We start from the raw sequence: 19,978 nt of genomic DNA, 5'->3' as shown, positions 1-19,978 counted from the left end.
CGGTGGACGCCGGTTTGCTTTAACCGAGTGGCATCACGCCAGGCGCCGACGCCAAGAGCCGCCATTCGGCATACAGTAACCCTCATGTTTGGTTTGAATGCAGCGTCATTGGACACCTTGAATAATTACCGCCGATGCGCCCAAGCGTCGCCTCAAGCTGAGGGTTCATTCCATCAGCAAGAGGACAGTGCCCATGAGCACGACACCCGCCGTACCATCGTTTCAGGAAATACGCACTCACCTGCTTGAAATCGACCCAGACCTGCGCACTCAAACCAAGCTTCCTGTCGTACTACCCGCCGAGCTGCTGGCGTTGGAGACGCTCAACACCACTCTGATCGCCGCGAACCAACAGCTATTTAAGCAGTCACGTAGCCTGTTTCAGGCTCTGGCTCAGGCCGACCTCACCCAGGATGCGGGCAAGAGGCTGCTGGCTCAGCTCAAAGCCGACCTGAACAATAAGCTGCAACGTCTCGACGAAACCAGCACGGTGGATGGCCAAGGACGCAAAAGTTTTATCACTCAGACGGCCGGTCTTGGTGCACTGGAGCAACAGGCCAGGCTGGATGTGCGTGATTACCTGCTGTCCCCGGCCGAACAGCGCATGATTGAAGACTGCTCCCTGGGCCCGACCTTTCGGCCGGGCATGTACTCGCTCAATTTCAGTTACCAGGACAAGACCGTCGAGTTTGCCGGGGCCTTCGTGCTAACGCGCAAATCCAGCCCCCGCGTCGATAGCCTGACGTCGGGACAGGACCTCGGTCAGGTGCTGCTATTTAGTCCAAATCGAGGGCTGGAGAGCTTCGACTCCCTGGCGGAGCTCGACGTGGGCCTCAAGTCGATCCTGGCATTGACGGCGGGTCGCGAAGAGATCAGCCGCCACTTGCCGGTGCGTTACCAAGCGCTGGACGCCGCCGATATCTGGCCCCTGCAATTGCTGCCAATTGAAGGCGAGCCACTCTTCGAACATACCTACAACGCGATGCTTGAAAAGCGTCGCCAGGATATCGACCTGGCCCTGAGCCTGGTCGACAACCCGCTGCACGATGCAACGCTGCTGACGTCGGCATTGGAGCGTGCCGTACAGGCCGCGCTCCCGGACTTGTCATTACGCCTGGCCTTCAGGCAGCAACAGCTGTTGGAGCGAAGCCTCTATAACAGCCTGCCGGATTGGTATCGCAGCGCAGACCAGACGGGCCAGCAGACCCTGAGTGGTTTTATCCATGCTTACAATCAGGCTCGGAACACCTTCATTGATCTGCTCGGACATGTCGCGTCTCCCCAGGACTTGGCGCGCTACCAGTTGACCGAGTACCTGGACGAAGAGCTGGAAATACATGACCTGGATCTGCAGCACCTGCAGATCACCACCCAACGTAGTGTCGCCCACGTCGGCATCTACGAGCAGCAGCGCACGCTTGCGCAGTTGAGCTATTCGGGGCTGCATACCGGCGACGAGCTACCCGGTTCGGACTTTTTGACCAACACCACCCTGACCTACGCGGGTGCGGCCCTGCAAGGCGGGCACGCTGAGTTGAATGCGCAAAGCTTGCTGGACTTACTCCGTGAGCCCGATATGCAACCGCGCCTGGACTTTGCCGTGTTGCAAAACAAAATGCAGGTCAAGCCCGAAATCAAACAGGCCACCCGCGACCTGTTCGATCAACGCCTGGTGTTACTTGCCTATGTCGCCCGGTTGCGGGGCGACTTGAGCCAGGCGGACTATCAATTGTTCGAAGACCTGCGCGCTGGCACACACCCACGCCTGCGCGCGCAGACCGTGCTGCTGCATGGCTCGCAACTCAAGGATGTGTGGCTATTGCGTGAGGACGATGGCAGTGGTCAACCCCGACGCTTGTTGCTGAACACACCAGGTTCCCCACGCGAGCGACAGTTCCTAACCTTCACCACCGAGCGTGAATGCCAGACGCATATCATCGCTTGGGCTGACGACACCCGCCGGCTCCAGGGCCGAACCATGAGCGACTATCTGCTCGAACAATGCCCCCTGCGTTTTCGGCCAAAGATGGCTACGTTTCTCGCCGGGCTGGGGTTCAGGCCTGATGCACAGGAGCACGAGGAGGTGACATTTGGCCCCTTATGCAACTATACGGTCTGCCTGGATGCCATGGTTGCTCATTCCCAAAGCGTCGCGGTGGACGACTATGAATACACGACCCCACTGTGGTATCGCTCCGCCCAGGTGGCAGACCGGACCCGGTTGACCAGCTTTGGCGAGGATGCCGCTGGCGCCTTGCGCGTCTACAACGCCCGGCCCGATTCAGAAGCGAACTTCATCACCTTCGACGCCTTTTTACACCAAAAAGCCAAGCTCAGCCTGAACACGCTGCTGGGCCGTAGCCAGAATGATATCGACCCGGACACCGTCTATGTTTCGGCACCTTGGCCGCTGCTGGGTGGCATGCCGAAGCCCATCACCTATACCCGCTTATACAGAGACGGCTACCAGGATAATGTCGGTTTCATCGACCCCAAATTTTCCTCTTCAGCCACCTTCAGTGGGCCTGACGGCATCGACCTGAGCCGCCTGACCCCGCAGAACGTTGCACGCTCAGTGACCGGTGTATGGATCGGTCAGCGTTACATCGACGAAGTACGCGCCAAACTACAAAGCGCGAGTAGCCCGGGTTACAGCGAACGACGCAACGCCACGCTGATGATCAACCAACTGCAGATGAAATACGCGGCGCTGGACTGCTGCCTGCGCGGCCATATCGCGCGGGTCGACCTGGCCTGGCTGGAACGTGCCATCGATAGCCTTGGCGATACGACGGTCGCGACCCGCGGCACTTACAAGGTTCATCGGCTGATGATTGATGGCGAATGGGTCATCGGCAATTACCTGTTCAGCCACGCGGACAACCCGGTTCTGCTGTACACCCCCAACATGCCCGATGGAATCGCCTTCCGCGAGGCGAAGCTGTTCAACTATTGGCTTAAAAAAGTCGACGGCGTGTCGGACTATCTCCATGGCCGGGTGGCGGTCAAATCCAAGACCCGGATCGGCAGTTTTCTGGAGGCTGCCCGCAAGGGGTTGCCCGAGACGATCGATCGTACAACCCCAAGTCCGGCGCGCCATGACCCCATCGCCCATGTCGTACCGCTGACAGACCTGCGACATGAGTTTTACAACATGGTGTTGCAGCGCAAAATAGACGACGTGGTGGCGACCACGGTCAACCGCACTGAAATGATCATGGGCATTCTGTGGACCTGTGTAGAGCTGGTCACCGCCATCGCCACTATTCCTTTTCCTGTGTTGAGCCTGAGCCTGGGTGGCCTGCTGGCATTCAAGGACGCCATGCTCGCCATTGATGCGTTCCATCAGGGCGACAAGGACGGCGCGCTGAACCACTTCCTCGGCTATATGGCCAACCTGGGCGGTGCCCTGTTGTTCGACGTCCGCCCGGCCTTTAAAGGCCCGTTCAATGCAATCTCAATCAGGCCGCTGATCAAAGCGATGAAGCAGGCCCTGCTGCTGAAAAAGATCGACCCTCGCATTCCTGCCGAGATGACGTCGGTGTTTTTCGACGCCAAGACATTCTGGGTCAAGAACACGCCGGATGCCTTTGGCCGTCATGCGCTGTATCGCTATGACCCGGTCACCGGAAAAATGCATGCAACGGCGCGTCTGGTCAATAAAGATACCAAGGGCCGCTGGGTGCGTTCCTGGACTGCGGGGGGCGGGCGCAAGAAGTATCAGCTACTCCAGGAGGACATTGAACAGCCACTGGCCAAATATGAGGCATCACCCGAGCACGGCAAGTATTTTAGAACGGTACTTGACCCCGATTTCGGGCGAAGTCTTGCCAGCCACTCGGACGAAGTCATAGCGCAGTCTGCACAAGACGGGGCCTACCTCAACTTGGAGCCACTGCGCGATAGCTATCTCAATCAGGTGAAACAGCTGACCGAGGATGCAGAGGCATTCTACAGATCCCCTCCAGTGCGCCCGGGCCGCACCGGTTTGCCGGTACTGGCGCCGGATTCCAGCCCCAGCACCGTGCTTGCCACTCTGTTCCCACTCAAGAAAGCATTGATCATTGGCGCACCCAACACCAGTATTGCCAGCAAGCAGTTACTGATCGAAAGTATGCAGGCATTGGCTGCGCAAGGGCTCAAGCGCGTGCACATCGAAAACCTGCCGGCGGATGTTTTTCGCCGCAAACTCAGAATTATCAACGGCGAAGACAAAGGCAATATTGCTAACGCCCTGAAACGCGTCGAGGAACACCTGGCACGGGTCGACCGATCCCTGGGTTGGGGGCCGGACGCGCCGTTTACCTACCGTAAACTGATGCTCGAAGCCCATAAGCACAAGGTCGCGATCGAGGGCGTTGACGCGTCGAGTTCCTACCATATGGAGCACGTACTGGCGCTTTCTGACGCAGAGCGGTTTATCCCTCGCAGCAGTAAACTCAGAAACTTCTACTCCCACAAAGCCCTAGCGGCAAAGAATCCCGATGACGGTTGGATCGCCTTGGTTGATCACAATCGCCTGGGCAGTGTGGACGAGGTGCCGGGCCTGGCCGATTTGCAGAAAGTCATTGCCCTGCGGGTTGAGGACGTGATTCCCGGCCAAGCTGTGGGCATTGCGCCCGACACCTCCCTCGCCGCGCTGTCCCGGGGCGACTACAAGCTGAGCATGGCTCCCGCTTCACAAGCATTGCCGACGGCTGGCCCCCCAAGGGAGGTACAAGTGCCCGTTTCACCGTCGCACTACAGTGCGTTTGATTTGCCCGCGGCGCATAAAAAACACCTGGACGAAATGGTGCATTCGCACCGCGATCTTGATTCTCGCTACGCGCAACATGTTGAAGGCCCCTACGCAGAGGCGTTCAGAGCCTTCAACAGTAGCCGCGATCGCCTGTATAAAGCCGCCCAAGAGGGTATTGCCGCTTATACGCCACCCGTACGCTCCAGCTTCACCGACCTGGGTACGGCAACCCGTGAAGAGGCATTTATCAAGCAACTGTATAAGCAGAGGTTGGGGCTCATTATCGCCGAAGCCCATGGTGACGTATCGAGCAAGCAGTTCCTGATCAAGTACATGAAGCTATTGAAGGAGCAGGGCGTCAAAACGCTGTACGTGGAGCACCTGCTCACCGACCTGCATCAAGCCGAGTTGGAGACATTTTATAAAACGGCGAAAATGCCGGAAAACCTGCAACGCTATCTGAGGTCGCAGGATCTCGGCCATATGCGCGCTCATTTGGGCGACAACACTTACACCAATGTCGTCAAGGCTGCGAATAAGGCGGGAATACGAGTTCGGGCGCTCGATTGCACGGTCAGCTATCACGTCAAAGGTATGAGCGAGTTGAACAGCCGCTATACCCTTTTCAGCTATTTCGCCCATGAGGTGATCAAGGCGGACCAGGCGGCATTGGGGCCGCATAAGTGGGTAGCGCTCATGGGCAGCGGCCATGCTGATATGGTCCATGGTGTGCCGGGTATCGCGCAATTGCAGGGCGCGGTCAGCTTGACGGTACGCGATGTCCCCCCCAGCCACGCACGCCCCCTGCACCCGAGCGGATGGGAAATTCTCCACGGTGGGATAGGCCGCCCCGGCAACTATGCCGTGCGCACTGACTTCAAGGTGGACGTTGGTATTGTCGGCACGCCACTAACGCTCCCCAAGGCCCAGAAGGATCGCGCCTGGCTGAGAAGGGTCGGCGACTTTTTCATCGAGCAGCCTTCAACTACCCAGGCCAATGTGCTGCACCGTTCCAATAGTGGCGAAATCATTTCCACGCCTATTCAGATTGACGATAGAGGGCAGTTTTTTATTGAGCGTTGGGCGAAGTTAAAAGATCAACGTTTCTTGAGGTTGGAGCACTTGACCGAGGCACTCGAAGCGCAAGTGCTTTTGACGGCTGCATCCGCTAGCACTCTGCCAAGCGCGCGGTTGAAAAAGATCGGCGACTTCCTGATCGAGCGGCCTTCAGCGACGCAGATCAATCTGGTTCATCATTCCAATAGCAGGGAAATTATATCCACCCCTATTCAAACTGATGCGATGGGGCAGTTTTTTATCGAGCGTTGGCCGCAGTTGAGCGGTAAACGTTACTCAACGTTGGACGGTTTGATTAGTGCACTCAAAACTGAAATAAAGTTGTCGCTGGTGTTGTAAATGCTTAATGCGTTCTGGCCCTGCAGGGTCAGGGTGAGGCGAGTATGTTCGCGTTTGCGGCTCAGGCAAACGCGGACTCGATAAACGTCTCCAACGCCTTCTCCTCCAGGATCTCGATAGAGAAATGCCCGAAGCGTTTGGGCAACCAGACAATGCGTTTACCGGCTTGCCGATGCTCGTCTGCGGTAGCCGAGGCTGGTTTTGAGCGTGTCAGCGCCTGATCAACTGCAGAGTCAGCGGACAGGGCTGAACGACCCGTAACCTCATATTAGTGCTGAGCCGCTTTTACATTCGAGGCTTTCACCTAAGCCACGGATCATCTCCATCAATGCCTTCACCCGTAGCGGCAAATTTCCGGCCGGGTACACCGCGTGCATCTGTGGGCTCTCACCGCTGCTGGAGGTGAGCTTGTACTCAGGACAAACCCGCAGCAGGCGCCCCGCCTTCACTTCGGGCTCCGCCATCCAATCCGCCAAGCGGGCGATCCCTACGCCCGCCAGGGCTGCCTGGAATACCGCCAGACCGGAGCTGAAACGAAATTTCGGGTGAACCCGAAAGCTGACAGCCTGCTCCTCACTGCGAAAATTCCACTCCTTGAGGATCCGTGGTGCCGTATGCAGGATCAGCGAATGCGACTCCAGCGCCTCGATGGAGTCGGGCATGCCGTTTCGTTCCCGGTAGCCTTGGCTGGCATACAGATAACGTGAGTAACTCCAGAGCGCGAAGCCGATCAAGTCGCTGGATTGCGGAAACGCGCCGCGAATCGAGAAGTCCAGCTTGCTCTTGGCAGGGTCGATGATCTCATCGGTGAAAATCACATCGATGTTAACGTCTGGATAACGCTCGCAGTATTGCGCGATCAACCGGGGCAATACCCCGTGTCCGAGAACCTCGGGAGCGGAAAAACGGATCCAGCCGGAGGCCAGGCCGCTCAGCCCGGCCAGGTCTTCATCCACCTCACGTTGCAGGTCGAGCATTTTGTACGCGTGGGGCAATAAGCATTCACCCGCTTCGGTCAAACTCACGGCATTGGACGAGCGATTGAACAACTTGAGCCCGACACTTTCCTCCAGGGCTTGAACGGCACGGGTCAGTGCGCTGGGGGAGCGCCCCAGAGTCCGTGCCGCGGCGACGAAGCTGCGCTTGCGAGCCACGGTTGCGAAGGCTTCAAGTTCCCCCAACATATTCAATGCCACTCTCCACCTCATTGCATTTTTCACAACGCGGCATTGCAACACAAAAAAGGGCCCTTCCGTTAACCTTCCCGTTCACCCCACAAGGATGGGGCAAACAGGAGCGCAGGGACGTGTCGAAGCTGGACGAAGTAATTGGGAACGCAGCAGCTTGTGTTGATGAAGCCATTCATGAATGGCTGGAAAAAAAATCAGTGACTGCGACCCGACGGGAGATACCGCAAATTCATCTGTCGCTCGAAGAACAACGCACACTTCAGGCCGGTCTGGCATCGCTGGACGTGACCGACAGCGCCTCGGGTATCCGCCATATGCCGGTCCTGGGGCAGTTGCTGGAAAGTGTCCTGTGCACCGAGAAAATCCAGCAGCTACGCAATTTTCCACAGGCCCGTGAAGTGGCGATGATCGTCAGGGGGCTGCCGCTGGACCCGCACCTGCCCGCCACGCCCTATGACCTGGAGCCAGGCATCGAGAACTTGTCGACTCTGGCCGGGGCTATTTTGTCCGTGCTGCAAACGCTGCAAACCCGTCCGCTGGCGTTCGAGGGTGAAAGCAACGACACAGTGTTCCGTCACGTATCGCCCAAGCACAAACGAGAGGCAGAAAAAAGCTCCTATGGTTCGCGCGCGGATTTGGACATGCATGTCGACAACCCTCACCTGCCTTTGACCTGCGAACCTGTCTCGCAGTTGTCGGCCTGTCCGGAGTACCTGTCCCTGACCGGCCTGCGCTGCGAGCTCGACGTGCCGACGCGCATCGTCGCCATTGACGAGGTGTTGGCCATTCTGCCGGCCTACGTCGAAGAAGAATTGTCACGACCGAACTTCACCGTTCGCCGACCGGCCTCCTTCGGCAAACAGGGGAATGTGCTGGAAAACGTCCCCTTGCTGTACAGAAGCGCAACCGATGGCCTGTATTGCCGCTACAACAAAGCGAGTGTCGAAGCGACCTGCGCCAATGCGCGGTTTGCCCTCCAACTGTTCTCCGCCGCCGCCAATCATCCCGATGTCGTGCACCACATACTGCTGCAACCAGGGGACATGCTGATCTTCAAGAACCAGCAAACCCTGCATGCCCGGGATGGTTTTACACCCCGCTACGACGGCCGTGATCGCTGGATGTTGCGTGTCTTCGGGGTCAATGATCCGGCACGCGTGGTGCCGCTTGACCCTCATCAACCCTACATAGTCAGAGCCTGATTTCATGGTCGATATTGTCATCCTTTGCGTGTTCGCCTTCGCTGCCGGCCTGATCGATGCGGCGGTGGGCGGCGGCGGACTGATCCAGATTCCCGCACTGTTCAACGTGCTACCCACCGCTCAACCGGCGGCGCTGCTGGGTACCAATAAAGTCGCGGCCGCCTGCGGCACCGCATTCGCGGCCCGGTCCTTCGTGCGCAAAGTGGTGATCAACTGGGGACTTGTGATCCCCGCCGCCTGCGCGGCCTTTGTCATGGCCTTCTTCGGCGCCGCCACGGTGTCGTTCGTACCCCAGTCGATGATCCGGCCGGCGGTGCTGGTGTTGATTGTACTAATGGCGATCTACACGTTCTGGAAAAAAGATTTCGGCGCCCTGCACAAACCCATGCACATCGGTACCAAGGAAAAACTGCTGGCGATTGTCATTGGCGGCGCCATCGGTTTCTACGATGGTCTGTTCGGTCCCGGCACTGGCAGCTTCCTGATCTTCCTGTTTATCCGCTGCTTCGCCTTCGACTTTCTGCATGCCTCGGCATCGGCCAAGCTAGTGAACATCGCGACCAACGTCGCGGCACTGATGTTCTTCATTCCGACGGGTAACGTGCTCTACCTGATCGCAATCCCCATGGCGGCATTCAATATCCTGGGCGCGCTCACTGGCACCTGGCTGGCGGTTCATAAAGGCGTGCCCTTTGTCCGGGCTCTATTCCTGGTGTTACTGGTGATTCTGATCAGCAAACTGTCCTACGACCTGTTCCTGTAAACCAGAGGAAAACTACATGCATCCCATGTTTGATCGCCTCGTGGCACTACTCGATGCCCGCTCAGCCTCCTACCGGGTGTTGATGCACGATGCCGAGGGCCAGTCGGCGCGCGTCGCCGAAATCCGTGGCACCGAACCAGGCCAAGGCGCGAAGGCCATGCTTTGCTCCCTCAAGGGGCAGGCCGGACCCTATGCACTGGTGATACTGCCGGGCGACCAGAAGCTGGACATGAAGAAAGTCGGAGCGGCCCTGGGTGGGAAAAAAGCCGAGCTGGTGAAGGCCGAAACCGCCATAGAACTGACCGGGTGCCGGATCGGCGCCATCCCGCCTTTTGTTTTCGATGAGCGGATTGAATTGATCGTCGATCCGTCCTTGACCACGGGCTACGCTGAGATAGCCTTCAACGCGGGGCGGCTGGATGCGTCGATGGTGCTCGATACGCAGGATTACCTGGCGATTGCCATGCCTCGATTGCTGGATATCAGCCAGGCCTGAGCAGACGTTTCAGATGCGCCGCAAAAAAACGGGACGGATTTATTTTCCTGTTTCTTAAAAAATAAATCAGCGGCCGTTTTCCTCTGCACGTGTCCAGTGCATGAGCCCACAGCCATGACTAAGGAAGTCGCTATGAGAGCCCCAAAAACGTTTGATCTAGATGCGCATGGCGCAGGCTGGTATTCCTGGGAGGATATCAGCAAATGTTTCTGGCCTGGTGCTGGCAAAAAGTCCGTAAACGTGGATCCCACTCTCGGCCAAATGGTTACATCGAAAGGGATTTATTGTATTGCTTGGAAAGCTGCCGGAAAGGCGTTCCCCAGTAATCCCACTATTCAGTACATAGGCCAGACCAGCTCGTTCAAAGCGCGCATGGGCCAGTTTGGTTGGTCGGCTGGATTTTGGGGTGAGCAAGCGCCGGGGCATTCAGCGGGTTGGCGTTGGGTCAAAAATAAGAACGATCAAATGTCCGTCGCATTTTTTCCACTGCCCACGCCGGATATTCCAAAGCATATGCTCAATGGCTATTTGCATTGGTATGAAGCGCTCGCTCTAGACACTTATCATCAGCAGAACGGATCATTGCCATACGTGAACATCCCCAAGAATGGCGTTGTTGTTTTGAGTTAACTCATTGCTGTACAGGCTGTCACCTCTCACTGCTTGCCGCCGAAAGCAGCCCCTTTCTTTGCTAACCGGTCTACCATGCCAGCCCCGGCAGTGATTCCACGCGCTACCGACCACTTTTCTTAAAGGTATCGCCATGTCCATTGACCAAATCTCCCTCCCTAAAGGCGTAGGCCCTCACGCCGCCAAGCTCCTTGACGCTATCACCGGCGCCGCCACTCACGAAGAGCTCAACCGCGCTGGCGGTAAAGCCGAGGGTTTTGTGCTTGGACTGGAGTCCACCAAAGCCATCAAAAGCCAAATCGCCGAGTCGTTGTATGTGGCTTACGACGACGCGGCGAGTAATCGGGCGGGTGAGTTGAAGGGCTGATCATCAGCCACCCCAGTGCGCAAGCCGGCGGATTCTGACGTAAGCGTAGGCAACGGAGTGAGGCGGCGACGTTTCATTGCGCACTTCAGCGCATTTGCCTACGCTGCCGTTCACACTTCTGACTCGGCGCTGTCGTACAGTCGGCTTTTACAAAAGGCTCGATGACCCAGGATTAAACATGACATTGACCGTTGAAACCCTGCTTGAACTGGCCATGGCTAACCCCATCAACGCCGAAATCACCGCGCGCTTGCCTGACCTCGGTGTGGACCAGTGCATGCTCACGGCCGGCTGTCTGTTCCAGGCGGTGTGGAACCATCAATCGAGTCTTCCCGTCGCACAAGGTGTGAAGGACTACGACGTTTTTTACTTCGACAGCGACCTGTCCTACGAGGCAGAGGACAGAGTCATTCGCGCAGCTGGGCTGTTGTTTCAGGACTTAGGCGTCAACGTCGAGGTCAGGAACCAGGCACGGGTTCATCTGTGGTATGGCGAGCGGTTTGGCCGACCTTATCCGCAGTTGCACACGGCCAAACAAGGCGTTGATCGCTACCTGGTGGCGGGCACGTGCATCGCGCTCCAGATCGATACGGGCGAGGTGTACGCGCCTTACGGCTTGGCGGATGTAGAGCAGGGTGTGCTGCGGATCAACCCTCTTCATCGCGAGCCCGAGTTATTTGCGGCCAAGGCCAAGAGTTATCAGGCGCGCTGGCCGTGGCTCAAGATCGTAGCGCCTGACCCTATCCCAGAATAAGGCTTGATAACCCCCCCAGCCCGCCACTGCCAAGCACGACCAGCCACGGCGGCAATTTCCACACCATTAACGCCACCAGGGCAATCAGAGCCAGGCCGAAATCCCACGCACTGAAGATTGCATTGGTCCACACCGGTTGGTATAGCGCAGCCAACAACAGGCCGACCACCGCGGCGTTCACGCCCGCCAGGGCGGCTTGGGTGCGGAGGCTGCGGCGCAGGGTTTCCCAGAAGGGCAATGCGCCCACCACCAGTAAAAACGAGGGTGCGAAGATCGCCAGCAGGCTGAGCAGGCCGCCGAGCCAGCCGTTCGGGGGCTGCTGCATGGCCGCGCCGAGGAACGCGGCGAAGGTGAACAGCGGGCCCGGCATGGCTTGGGCGGCGCCGTAACCGGCGAGGAACACTTCGTTGCTCACCCACTCGGTCGGCACGACTTCGGCTTGCAATAACGGCAAGACCACGTGGCCGCCGCCGAACACCAACGCGCCGGTGCGGTAGAACGCGTCGACCCTTGCAAGGCCTTGGCCGGGCGTCAGTTCGGCCAGCAGCGGCAGGCCAGCCAGCAACAGCAAAAACAGCGCCAGCCACAGCGCCCCTGCGCGACGGCTGAGGGTGATGGGCAGGGCGTCGTGGGTAGCGGGCGGCGCGGTATGAAGCCACAGCAGGCCGGCCACCGCCGCCGCGCCGATGATGCCGACTTGGCCCCAGGCCGATGTTTGCAACAGCGCCACACAGGCGGCGATCAGCATCAGGGTGATGCGCGGCGCGTCGGTGCACAGGTGGCGCGCCATGCCCCACACGGCCTGGGCGACCACGGCGACTGCCACCACTTTAAGGCCATGCAGTACGCCGGGCGGGACGACACTGCTGTGTTGCGCAACGCCGAGTGCAAAGAGGATCAGTAGCAGGGCCGACGGTAAGGTAAACCCCAGCCACGCCGCCAGCGCGCCGCCGTAGCCCGCCCGCGACAGGCCCAACGCAATGCCCACCTGGCTACTGGCCGGGCCCGGGAGAAATTGGCACAGCGCCACCAAATCGGCATAACTGCGCTCGCTCAGCCAGCGCCGCCGGGTGACGAACTCGTCGCGAAAGTACCCCAGGTGCGCCACCGGGCCGCCGAAGGAGGTGAGCCCCAGACGCAGGAAGATCAGGAACACCGGCCAGGGGCTGGCGGTGTGATCAGTGGAGGAGGTGGTCAATGCGGGCAGTCTCGATAAAGTCAAAACGGGCTAAAGTGTGCAGGCACCCTAGCGGATTTTGATGACGTGAAGAAGAGCCAGCGTTGTGTGCCAATTGCCACGCTGGATGGAATTTATCCGGGGGTGTTTGAGTCATTGAAGAGGGCAGGGAAAAAGCCTGCCCCTCACACACAGCTGACTTCAGCTAAGGACAGACGATGACCTTCTTTATCTTCCTGCTGGCCTGCGCCGCCGCTGCCAGCACGGGCATTATTTTCAAACCGGGTGCGTGGTACGACGCGCTGGTCAAACCCAGCTTCACCCCGCCGAACTGGCTGTTTCCGGTGGCCTGGACGCTCATTTACGGGCTGCTGGCCTGGGCGGGTTACCGCTTGGCCCTGATCCCCGGCAGCCAAGAGGTGCTGGCCCTATGGGCTGCGCAAATCGCCTTGAACACGCTGTGGACACCGGTGTTCTTCGGGGCGCACCGGCTATTCGCGGGGATGGTGATTATTGTGCTGCTGTGGATCACCGTCGCCGCGATGGTGGTGCTGGCCGTGCGCCTGGATCTGATCACTGGGTTGATCCTGTTCCCTTATCTGGCGTGGCTGTGTGTGGCGGCGGCGTTGAATTTCTCGATTTTGCGCAATAACCGCTGATGGCCTACAAACGTTGGCCTGCCAGCGAGCCCGAGCTGGCCGAGATGCGGCGTTTCAATAAGAAACTCGCTTGGCTGCCGCGCTTTAAAGTCCGCAATCGCGTCACACCGCGTGTGATCCAGGCGCTGCTGCGCGTCAGTCAATCGCTCAAGAACGCGCCTGCCGCTGAGACCCGGCAGGTGAGCGGTGTGCCCGTGCGCATCCTGCGCCCTGCGGGCAAGGCCAAGGGCGTAGTGCTGGATATCCACGGTGGCGGCTGGGTGATCGGCAATGCGCAGATGGACGATGACTTGAACCTGGGCATGCTGCGGGCCTGCGAAGTGGCGGTGGTGTCGGTGGATTACCGGCTGGCGGTCGATACGCCGGTTGAGGGGCTGATGGAGGACTGTCTGGCCGCCGCGCGCTGGCTATTGGGCGACTGCCCTGAGTTTGCCAACTTGCCGGTGTTTGTTGTGGGTGAATCCGCCGGTGGGCACCTGGCAGTGGCGATGTTGCTGGCGCTCAAGCAATGGCCGGATCTGCTCAAGCGCGTGAGCGGGGCGGTGTTGTATTACGGGGTTTATGACTTGGCCGGCACGCCGAGCGTGCGCGCAGCGGGGCCGGACACATTGCTGCTGGAGGGTCCGGGGATGGTCGAGGCCTTGCGTATGCTGACGCCGGGGCTGAGTGATGAACAGCGTCGGCAGCCACCGTTGTCGCCGTTGTATGGCGATTTTACCGGGTTGCCGCCAGCATTGATGTTTGTCGGGGAATTGGACCCGCTCAGGGATGACACGTTGTTGATCGCCGAGCGGTGGGGCGCGCAAGCGCAGGTTGAAGCGCACCTGTTGGCGGAATCTGCCCATGGGTTTATTCATTTTCCGGTGGCGATCGCGCACAGCGTGCTGGCTTACAGTCGGGCCTGGATAGGCCAGCGACTATGAGCCAGAGACCCATCATTGAGAGGGTCAGCCCTAGCGATATCCACGGGGTACTGAGCTTTGTCTTGCTGGCGCGGGCTGAGCTTTTTCCCACACTCAGCGCCACCGGCATGCCGGACGATCTGGCGCGGTTCGAGGCGGTCTACCTTCACGGCGACGGCCAGTTCCTGATCGCCAGGGCCGAAGGCCGAATCGTCGCCGCCATCGGCTATTTGCCCTATGACGGTCGCTTCCCTCAGTTGAATTACCTGGGCCTTAAAACGGTGGAGGTGGTGCGCCTGTTTGTTCTTCCAACGTTCCGCCGTTTTGGTTTGGCGGGTGAGTTGTACCGCGCGCTGGAGGCGCAGGCACGGGCGGATGGGGTCGAAGTGGTTTACCTGCATACTCATCCTTTTCTCGCGGGGGCGATTGATTTCTGGCTTCGGCAGGGGTTTGAGATTGTCGATGTTGAAGCCGATCCGGTGTGGCGGACGACGCATATGCAGCGGCACCTATAACGCTGTTGTGGCAAGCCCGCTCGCCACAAGAAGCCCGATCTTCATAGGATAGAGGCTGGCTGGGGCTCCTCAGTTTGAGCGCAATCGCAATATTTGCGCCCCATCAAACGGGTCCGTCAGGTAATGCGCCTGCACGCCAAACGTGTCTTGCAAACGCTGAGGTGTCAGCACCTCCAGCGGCGCGCCCAACGCCACCAAGCGCCCGTGATCCAGCACGGCCAAGCGGTCACAGGTCAGCGCCTGGTTGAGGTCGTGCAGCGCAATCAGCGTGGTCACCGGCAGCGCCTGCACGCCCTTCAAAATTGCCAGTTGATGCTGGATATCCAAGTGATTGGTCGGTTCATCCAGCAACAAAATCTGTGGCCGTTGGGCCAGGGCGCGGGCGATGTGCACGCGCTGGCGTTCGCCGCCGGAGAGGCTGCGCCATGCGCGTTTGTTCAGGTGTGCGGCGTCCACGTCATGCAGCGCCTGGTTGACGATGGCGTCGTCCTCGGCGGCCCACGGGCTCAGCGCCGACAGCCACGGTGTGCGGCCCAACGCCACAGCGTCGAACACGCGGATGGCGTCGTCGGTGTCCGCCTGTTGTTCCACCACCGCCAGCTGTTGGGCAATGGCGCGTCGCGACAGGTCGCCCAGGCGTTGGCCGCCCAAGCGCACTTCGCCGCTGCCGGGTGTACGCAAGCCGGCGAGCAGTTTGAGCAGGGTGGATTTGCCGGAACCGTTCGGGCCGACGATGCCTAAGGTTTCGCCCACTTGAACCTCAAGGTGAATATCGCGCAGCAACTCGGCCTCACGTACTTTGAAGCCCAGGCCCGTGCAACTGAGCACCGTCATCGAGCATTCCTCCGGCCAATCAAAATCAGCGCAAACACCGGGGCGCCCACCAATGCCGTCACCACACCGACCGGGATCACCTGGCCCTTGATCAAGGTGCGCGATAACACATCGGCGGCAATCAAAAACAGCGCGCCGCCCAAGGCGCTGGCCGGTAGCAACCGTGAATGCCCGGTGCCGACCAGCAGGCGCACAGCGTGGGGGATCACCAGCCCGACAAAGCCGATTGAGCCGACAATCGACACCATCACCGCTGTCACCAGCGCCGCGCAGCCCACCAGCACAAACTGCACGCGGCGCACCGCAATGCCCAGCGATGCTGCTGAATCGGTGCCGAAGGTAAACGCATCCAGCGCGCGACGGTGCCACAGGCACACCGCCAACCCTGCAACCGCTACCGGCACCGCCAGCCACACCGACGGCCAGCGCACACCGCTGAGGTTGCCCAGCAGCCAGAACAGGATGCCGCGCGCCTGTTCGGAACTGGCCGACTTGGTAATCAGGAACGCGGTGAGGGCATTGAACAGTTGCGAGCCGGCGATGCCTGCCAGGATGATCTGCCCGGTGCCACTGGATGAACCGCTGGCGCGCGCCAGCAAAATCACCAGTGCAAAGGCCGCCATGGCGCCGACAAACGCGCCTGCCGACAGCGAAATCAACCCGCCGCCCACGCCGAGCAGTGCGACCAGCACCGCGCCGGTCGAGGCGCCGGCGCTGATGCCCAGCAGGTAAGGGTCGGCCAACGGGTTACGCAGCAACGACTGCAAAATCACCCCGCAGGTGGCCAGCCCGGCCCCACACGCGGCGGCGACCAGGGCACGGGTCAGGCGGTAGTTCCACACCACACCTTCGTCGATCGGGTCCAGCAGGTAGCCGGCCGCCCACAGTTTGTTGGCGAGTACGTGCAGCACCACCTGTGGCTCGATGGCGGTTTCGCCGATGGCCACTCCAGCGAGTATGGCGAGCACCAGCAGCGAGAGGGCGAGTAGGGCGCGCATCATTTAGGCAGGTCGTAGCTGTCGATGGCGCCGGCCAGTTGTTCCAGACCGTCGAACATGCGAATGCTGGCTTGCAGCGCCAGGGCGTCAATAATGATGATGCGGTTGTTTTTCACCGCGTCCATGTTGCGCGTGACTGGGTCGCTGCGCAGGAAGGCGAGTTTGTGTTCATGGTCGTCGGCCGGGTATCGGCGGCGGTCCATGCGGGCGATCACCAGGAAGGTCGGGTTGGCCTTGGCGAGAGTTTCCCAGCCAACGGCGGGCCACTCTTCATCGGACTGCACTACGTTTTGCAGGCCCAGGGTTTGGAGCATGAATTCGGGGATGCCCTTGTGGCCGGCCACATACGGGTCACTGGCCATCTCGGAACTGGAGAACCACACCAGCGCGCTCGCCTGCTTGAGGCCTTTGCCCTGCGCGGTGGCGACGGATTTGGCCAAGCGTGCCTTGAGCTCTGCGTTCAGTTGCTGGCCGCGAGCCTGTACGTCGAAAATCTCGGCCAACTGGCGGATGCTTTTATAGAGCGTGTCGATGCGAAACGGCTCAAGCCGCGTGCCGTCGGCGCCCACCAGGTTGTCTTTGCCTTCGCAGTCGGAGGGCAGCACGTAGGTGGGGATTTTCAATTCGTGGAATTGCTCGCGGGTGCCCACCACGCCTTGTGGGCCAACCACCCATTCCAGCTCGGCGGCCACCAGTTGCGGGCGTTTGGCGATGACCGCTTCGAAACTCGGCTCGTTGTCGGCCAGGCGCTCGACGCTGTCGTTCTGCGCCTTGAACTGCGGCAATACGCGGTTGAACCACAGTGACGTGCCAACCACCGTGTCGCCAACGCCCAAGGCGTAAAGCATCTCGGTGGCAGCCTGGCCGATGGTCACACTGCGCGCGGGCGCCTGCTGGAAGGTCAGGGTGCTGGTGCAGTTCTGCAGTGTCAGCGGGTAGTGAGTAGGCGCTGCGTGGGCCAGGGCACAGAAGCCCAGGCCGGTGAGCAAGACGGTAACGCGTGGCAGCATGGGGCAATCTCCGTGTGAACCGTACGTGAAAACAGGGGCGGTACGGCGTGGAAATACACCACGGATGCTGCCGATAGGGCAGGGCACGGATGTCCTTCCCGGACACCCCGCCGGTTAGTGATGGTTGCTGGGCCGGCAGGTCTCCTGACTGATGCGTCATCGCCACGCTCCGGCCTTCCCGGGCAATGCCCAGTGGCGATGTGGAGCAGGCTCAGCACCTACAGTTGCGGGGGCAGTTCCGATTGGCGCGAGGGTCTGCGCTTCGGATTCCCTATTAGTCCCGTTCGGGAACCGGCGCGGTATGTTAGACGATCGTGGCAGGCAGGGGGAGCCTCATCCGCGCCCATTTGATCTGCCACGGTCTGTGGGGGCTCTATCTTGCGGCAGAGGGTGTACCATCAATCTCTGTTCATCAGATATTAGTCAACATGCCCACGCTTAGCGAAGAGAGCCGCCGGATCGTAGCTTCTCTGGCGCACCGTGTTGGCCCGCACGCTGACACTGCAAGCATCGCCGCGGCGATTGTTTCGATTTTGCAGGACATGGGCGCAGCACTTACGCCCATTATCGGCCAGCAAGGTGTTATCGCGCTGTACCGCCGCAGCTTTCATCTGTGCGTCGCGACCCATCCACGCTTGGCCGGCACCTATGGCAGTGTGCCGGCCGCGACGGACCTGATTGCCCTAAAATCCGTACTCGTCGAGCAGAACGAAACCGATGCGCTGTTTTTCGGTGAGGTGTTGCTGACAACCCTCTACGAGCTTCTGACCACGCTGATCGGGCCTTCACTCACCGCACGTCTGCTGGTTGACGTGTGGCAGCCTTCTTCGAGCGACACCTCTTCGCAGGAAATTTCGCCATGAGCACCAAAGTGACTATCAACCGTCTGGCCACCGGTGTGCCAGGACTGGACGAGGTCCTGGGCGGAGGCCTGCCGGAGTTTTCGTTCAACCTGATCGCAGGCCCGCCAGGCTGTGGCAAAACCACCCTTGCGCACCAGATGATGTTCGCCCTGGCCACGCCGGAGCGACCCGCGCTGTTCTTTACGGTGCTGGGTGAGCCGCCGCTGAAAATGCTGCGTTACCAGCAGCAATTCGATTTTTTCGACGAGGAAGCGATCAACCGGTCGATTCGCTATATCAACCTCGCCGACGACACTCTGGCTGGGGACTTGGACGAGGTATTACGGCGCATTGTCAGCGAGGTCGAAGCGCATTCGCCGTCATTGGTGTTTGTCGATTCCTTCCGCTCCGTGGTGCTGGCCAGCCAGACCCAGCACAACCCGAATAACAACCTGCCGCAGTTTATCCAGCAACTGGGCATGTTGATGACCACGTGGCAGGCGACGACCTTCCTGATCGGCGAGTATTTCACTGAGACCGACACCAACCCGATCTTCACCGTGGCCGACGGCCTGATTTGGCTGCGCCAGAGCGTCGAGCGCAATTCGATGGTGCGCAAGATGGAAATCATGAAGATGCGCGGCCAACCGACATTGCCGGGACTGCACACTTTCCGTATTGCCACCTCGGGGATCAAGGTGTTCTCGCCGGCCGCTATCAATCGTTTAGTTGAGGCGCCGTCGACGTTCCCGATCACGCGCCTGAAAATGGGCGTGCCGGCACTCGATGAGATGCTAGGCGGCGGCTTGCCTCGTGGCTATTCGCTGCTGGTGGCCGGGCCTTCGGGTTCGGGCAAGAGCATCCTGGCGGCAACCTTTCTGGCCGAAGGCGCACGCAACGGTGAAACCGGGGTGATTGCGGTCTTTGAGCAGCGGCCCAACCACTCGCAAAACCGCCAGTTGGCCGAGCTGATCAAGAACGGACAGGTGGGCCTGGTGGACAGTCGTGCGCCGGACCTGTCCATTGATGAAATCGTGCACTTGCTGCTTGGCGAGATCAGCCGCTTGAACGCCACCCGCGTGGTGATTGATTCGTTGTCGGGCTTTGAACTGGCGTTGGCGCCAACGTTTCGTGCAGATTTTCGCGAGTCGCTGTCGCGTATGGTGACCGCGCTGACCGCTGCCGGGGTTAGTGTATTGATGACCTCGGAGCTTGAAGACCGTTACACCGACCTGCGTTTTAGCCCCTATGGCACTGCGTTTTTGACCGACGCGATCATCGTGCAGCGTTATATCGAAGTAGAGAGCCGTTTGTTGCGCATCATGGCTGTGGTCAAGGTGCGCGCCAGTGCGCACTCTGATCAGCTGCGCCAGTACCACATCGACGATAACGGCCTGCAGATTCGCGACATGTTGCCCGAGCAGGAAGGGTTGCTGGGCGGCCGACCGACCAAGCAGGTTTTGGTGGGAGACAAACATGTGTGAG

Annotated in this window: 17 protein-coding genes, 1 pseudogene and 1 riboswitch; of the genes and pseudogenes, 12 read left to right on the top strand and 6 right to left on the bottom strand. The window is 59.8% G+C overall.

The window, feature by feature from the left end:
• Positions 1-193: 193 nt before the first annotated feature.
• Positions 194-6,154 (top strand): membrane-targeted effector domain-containing toxin, encoded by a 5,961-nt coding sequence (locus FW764_RS26585; protein ID WP_446436483.1) that lies wholly within the window; start codon positions 194-196, stop codon positions 6,152-6,154.
• 61 nt (positions 6,155-6,215) lie between these two features.
• Here FW764_RS26585 and FW764_RS26580 read toward each other — a convergent pair.
• Together FW764_RS26580 and FW764_RS26575 are read right to left on the bottom strand one after the other, a co-directional pair.
• Positions 6,216-6,317, bottom strand: a pseudogene (locus FW764_RS26580) (VOC family protein); the annotation flags it as partial.
• A 100-nt stretch (positions 6,318-6,417) separates the two neighbouring features.
• Positions 6,418-7,350, bottom strand: a complete 933-nt coding sequence (locus FW764_RS26575; RefSeq protein ID WP_446436482.1) for a LysR substrate-binding domain-containing protein — start codon at positions 7,348-7,350, stop codon at positions 6,418-6,420.
• Between the two features lie 110 nt (positions 7,351-7,460).
• Here FW764_RS26575 and FW764_RS26570 point away from each other — a divergent pair, with 110 nt between their 5' ends.
• From FW764_RS26570 to FW764_RS26545, 6 genes are all read left to right on the top strand, one after another.
• Positions 7,461-8,546, top strand: coding sequence for a TauD/TfdA family dioxygenase (locus FW764_RS26570; protein WP_446436481.1), 1,086 nt, complete (start codon positions 7,461-7,463; stop codon positions 8,544-8,546).
• Between the two features lie 4 nt (positions 8,547-8,550).
• Positions 8,551-9,309, top strand: coding sequence for a sulfite exporter TauE/SafE family protein (locus FW764_RS26565; protein WP_446436480.1), 759 nt, complete (start codon positions 8,551-8,553; stop codon positions 9,307-9,309).
• Positions 9,310-9,325: 16 nt separating this feature from the next.
• On the top strand, positions 9,326-9,805 hold the full coding sequence (locus FW764_RS26560) for a YbaK/prolyl-tRNA synthetase associated domain-containing protein (protein ID WP_446436479.1): 480 nt from the start codon (positions 9,326-9,328) through the stop codon (positions 9,803-9,805).
• A gap of 114 nt (positions 9,806-9,919) precedes the next feature.
• Positions 9,920-10,435, top strand: a complete 516-nt coding sequence (locus FW764_RS26555; RefSeq protein WP_446436478.1) for a hypothetical protein — start codon at positions 9,920-9,922, stop codon at positions 10,433-10,435.
• A 133-nt stretch (positions 10,436-10,568) separates the two neighbouring features.
• Positions 10,569-10,802 carry a hypothetical protein gene (locus FW764_RS26550; protein ID WP_017136893.1) on the top strand — a complete coding sequence of 78 codons (234 nt, stop codon included), beginning with the start codon at positions 10,569-10,571 and terminating at the stop codon, positions 10,800-10,802.
• Between the two features lie 178 nt (positions 10,803-10,980).
• On the top strand, positions 10,981-11,556 hold the full coding sequence (locus tag FW764_RS26545; RefSeq protein ID WP_446436477.1) for a nucleotidyltransferase family protein: 576 nt from the start codon (positions 10,981-10,983) through the stop codon (positions 11,554-11,556).
• Here FW764_RS26545 and chrA read toward each other — a convergent pair.
• Positions 11,543-12,754 (bottom strand): chromate efflux transporter, encoded by a 1,212-nt coding sequence (gene chrA, locus FW764_RS26540; RefSeq protein ID WP_446436476.1) that lies wholly within the window; start codon positions 12,752-12,754, stop codon positions 11,543-11,545. The genes FW764_RS26545 and chrA overlap by 14 nt on opposite strands.
• Before the next feature lie 197 nt (positions 12,755-12,951).
• Between chrA and tspO the strand changes: the two genes are divergently transcribed.
• From tspO to FW764_RS26525, 3 genes are read left to right on the top strand one after another with little or no spacing between them, the layout of a single operon-like run.
• Positions 12,952-13,392: a tryptophan-rich sensory protein TspO gene (gene tspO / locus FW764_RS26535; protein WP_446436475.1), complete on the top strand. Its 441-nt coding sequence runs from the start codon at positions 12,952-12,954 to the stop codon at positions 13,390-13,392.
• Positions 13,392-14,315 carry an alpha/beta hydrolase gene (locus FW764_RS26530; RefSeq protein ID WP_446436474.1) on the top strand — a complete coding sequence of 308 codons (924 nt, stop codon included), beginning with the start codon at positions 13,392-13,394 and terminating at the stop codon, positions 14,313-14,315. Before tspO ends, FW764_RS26530 begins: the two co-directional genes overlap by 1 nt.
• Positions 14,312-14,809, top strand: a complete 498-nt coding sequence (locus FW764_RS26525) for a GNAT family N-acetyltransferase (RefSeq protein WP_446436473.1) — start codon at positions 14,312-14,314, stop codon at positions 14,807-14,809. Before FW764_RS26530 ends, FW764_RS26525 begins: the two co-directional genes overlap by 4 nt.
• Positions 14,810-14,878: 69 nt before the next feature.
• On the opposite strand, the gene FW764_RS26520 is transcribed toward FW764_RS26525, so the two are convergent.
• The 3 genes from FW764_RS26520 to FW764_RS26510 are packed head-to-tail and all read right to left on the bottom strand — an operon-like array spanning position 14,879 to position 17,651.
• Positions 14,879-15,643 carry an ABC transporter ATP-binding protein gene (locus FW764_RS26520; RefSeq protein ID WP_446436472.1) on the bottom strand — a complete coding sequence of 255 codons (765 nt, stop codon included), beginning with the start codon at positions 15,641-15,643 and terminating at the stop codon, positions 14,879-14,881.
• The gene (locus FW764_RS26515) at positions 15,640-16,644 is read right to left on the bottom strand and encodes a FecCD family ABC transporter permease (protein ID WP_446436471.1); all 1,005 of its coding nucleotides are present in this window, start codon (positions 16,642-16,644) and stop codon (positions 15,640-15,642) included. Before FW764_RS26515 ends, FW764_RS26520 begins: the two co-directional genes overlap by 4 nt.
• Positions 16,641-17,651, bottom strand: coding sequence for an ABC transporter substrate-binding protein (locus FW764_RS26510; protein WP_446436470.1), 1,011 nt, complete (start codon positions 17,649-17,651; stop codon positions 16,641-16,643). Before FW764_RS26510 ends, FW764_RS26515 begins: the two co-directional genes overlap by 4 nt.
• Before the next feature lie 117 nt (positions 17,652-17,768).
• Positions 17,769-17,962: riboswitch (cobalamin riboswitch) on the bottom strand.
• Between the two features lie 117 nt (positions 17,963-18,079).
• Between FW764_RS26510 and FW764_RS26505 the strand changes: the two genes are divergently transcribed.
• Together FW764_RS26505 and FW764_RS26500 are read left to right on the top strand one after the other, a co-directional pair.
• The gene (locus tag FW764_RS26505) at positions 18,080-18,514 is read left to right on the top strand and encodes a hypothetical protein (RefSeq protein WP_446436469.1); all 435 of its coding nucleotides are present in this window, start codon (positions 18,080-18,082) and stop codon (positions 18,512-18,514) included.
• On the top strand, positions 18,511-19,977 hold the full coding sequence (locus FW764_RS26500) for an RAD55 family ATPase (protein WP_446436468.1): 1,467 nt from the start codon (positions 18,511-18,513) through the stop codon (positions 19,975-19,977). Before FW764_RS26505 ends, FW764_RS26500 begins: the two co-directional genes overlap by 4 nt.
• Position 19,978 lies beyond the last annotated feature (1 nt).

It is taken from the genome of Pseudomonas sp. 1152_12 (assembly GCF_052850675.1).
The sequence above is the reverse complement of the archived record's forward strand: the minus strand, read 5'-3'. Positions and strand labels throughout refer to the sequence as shown.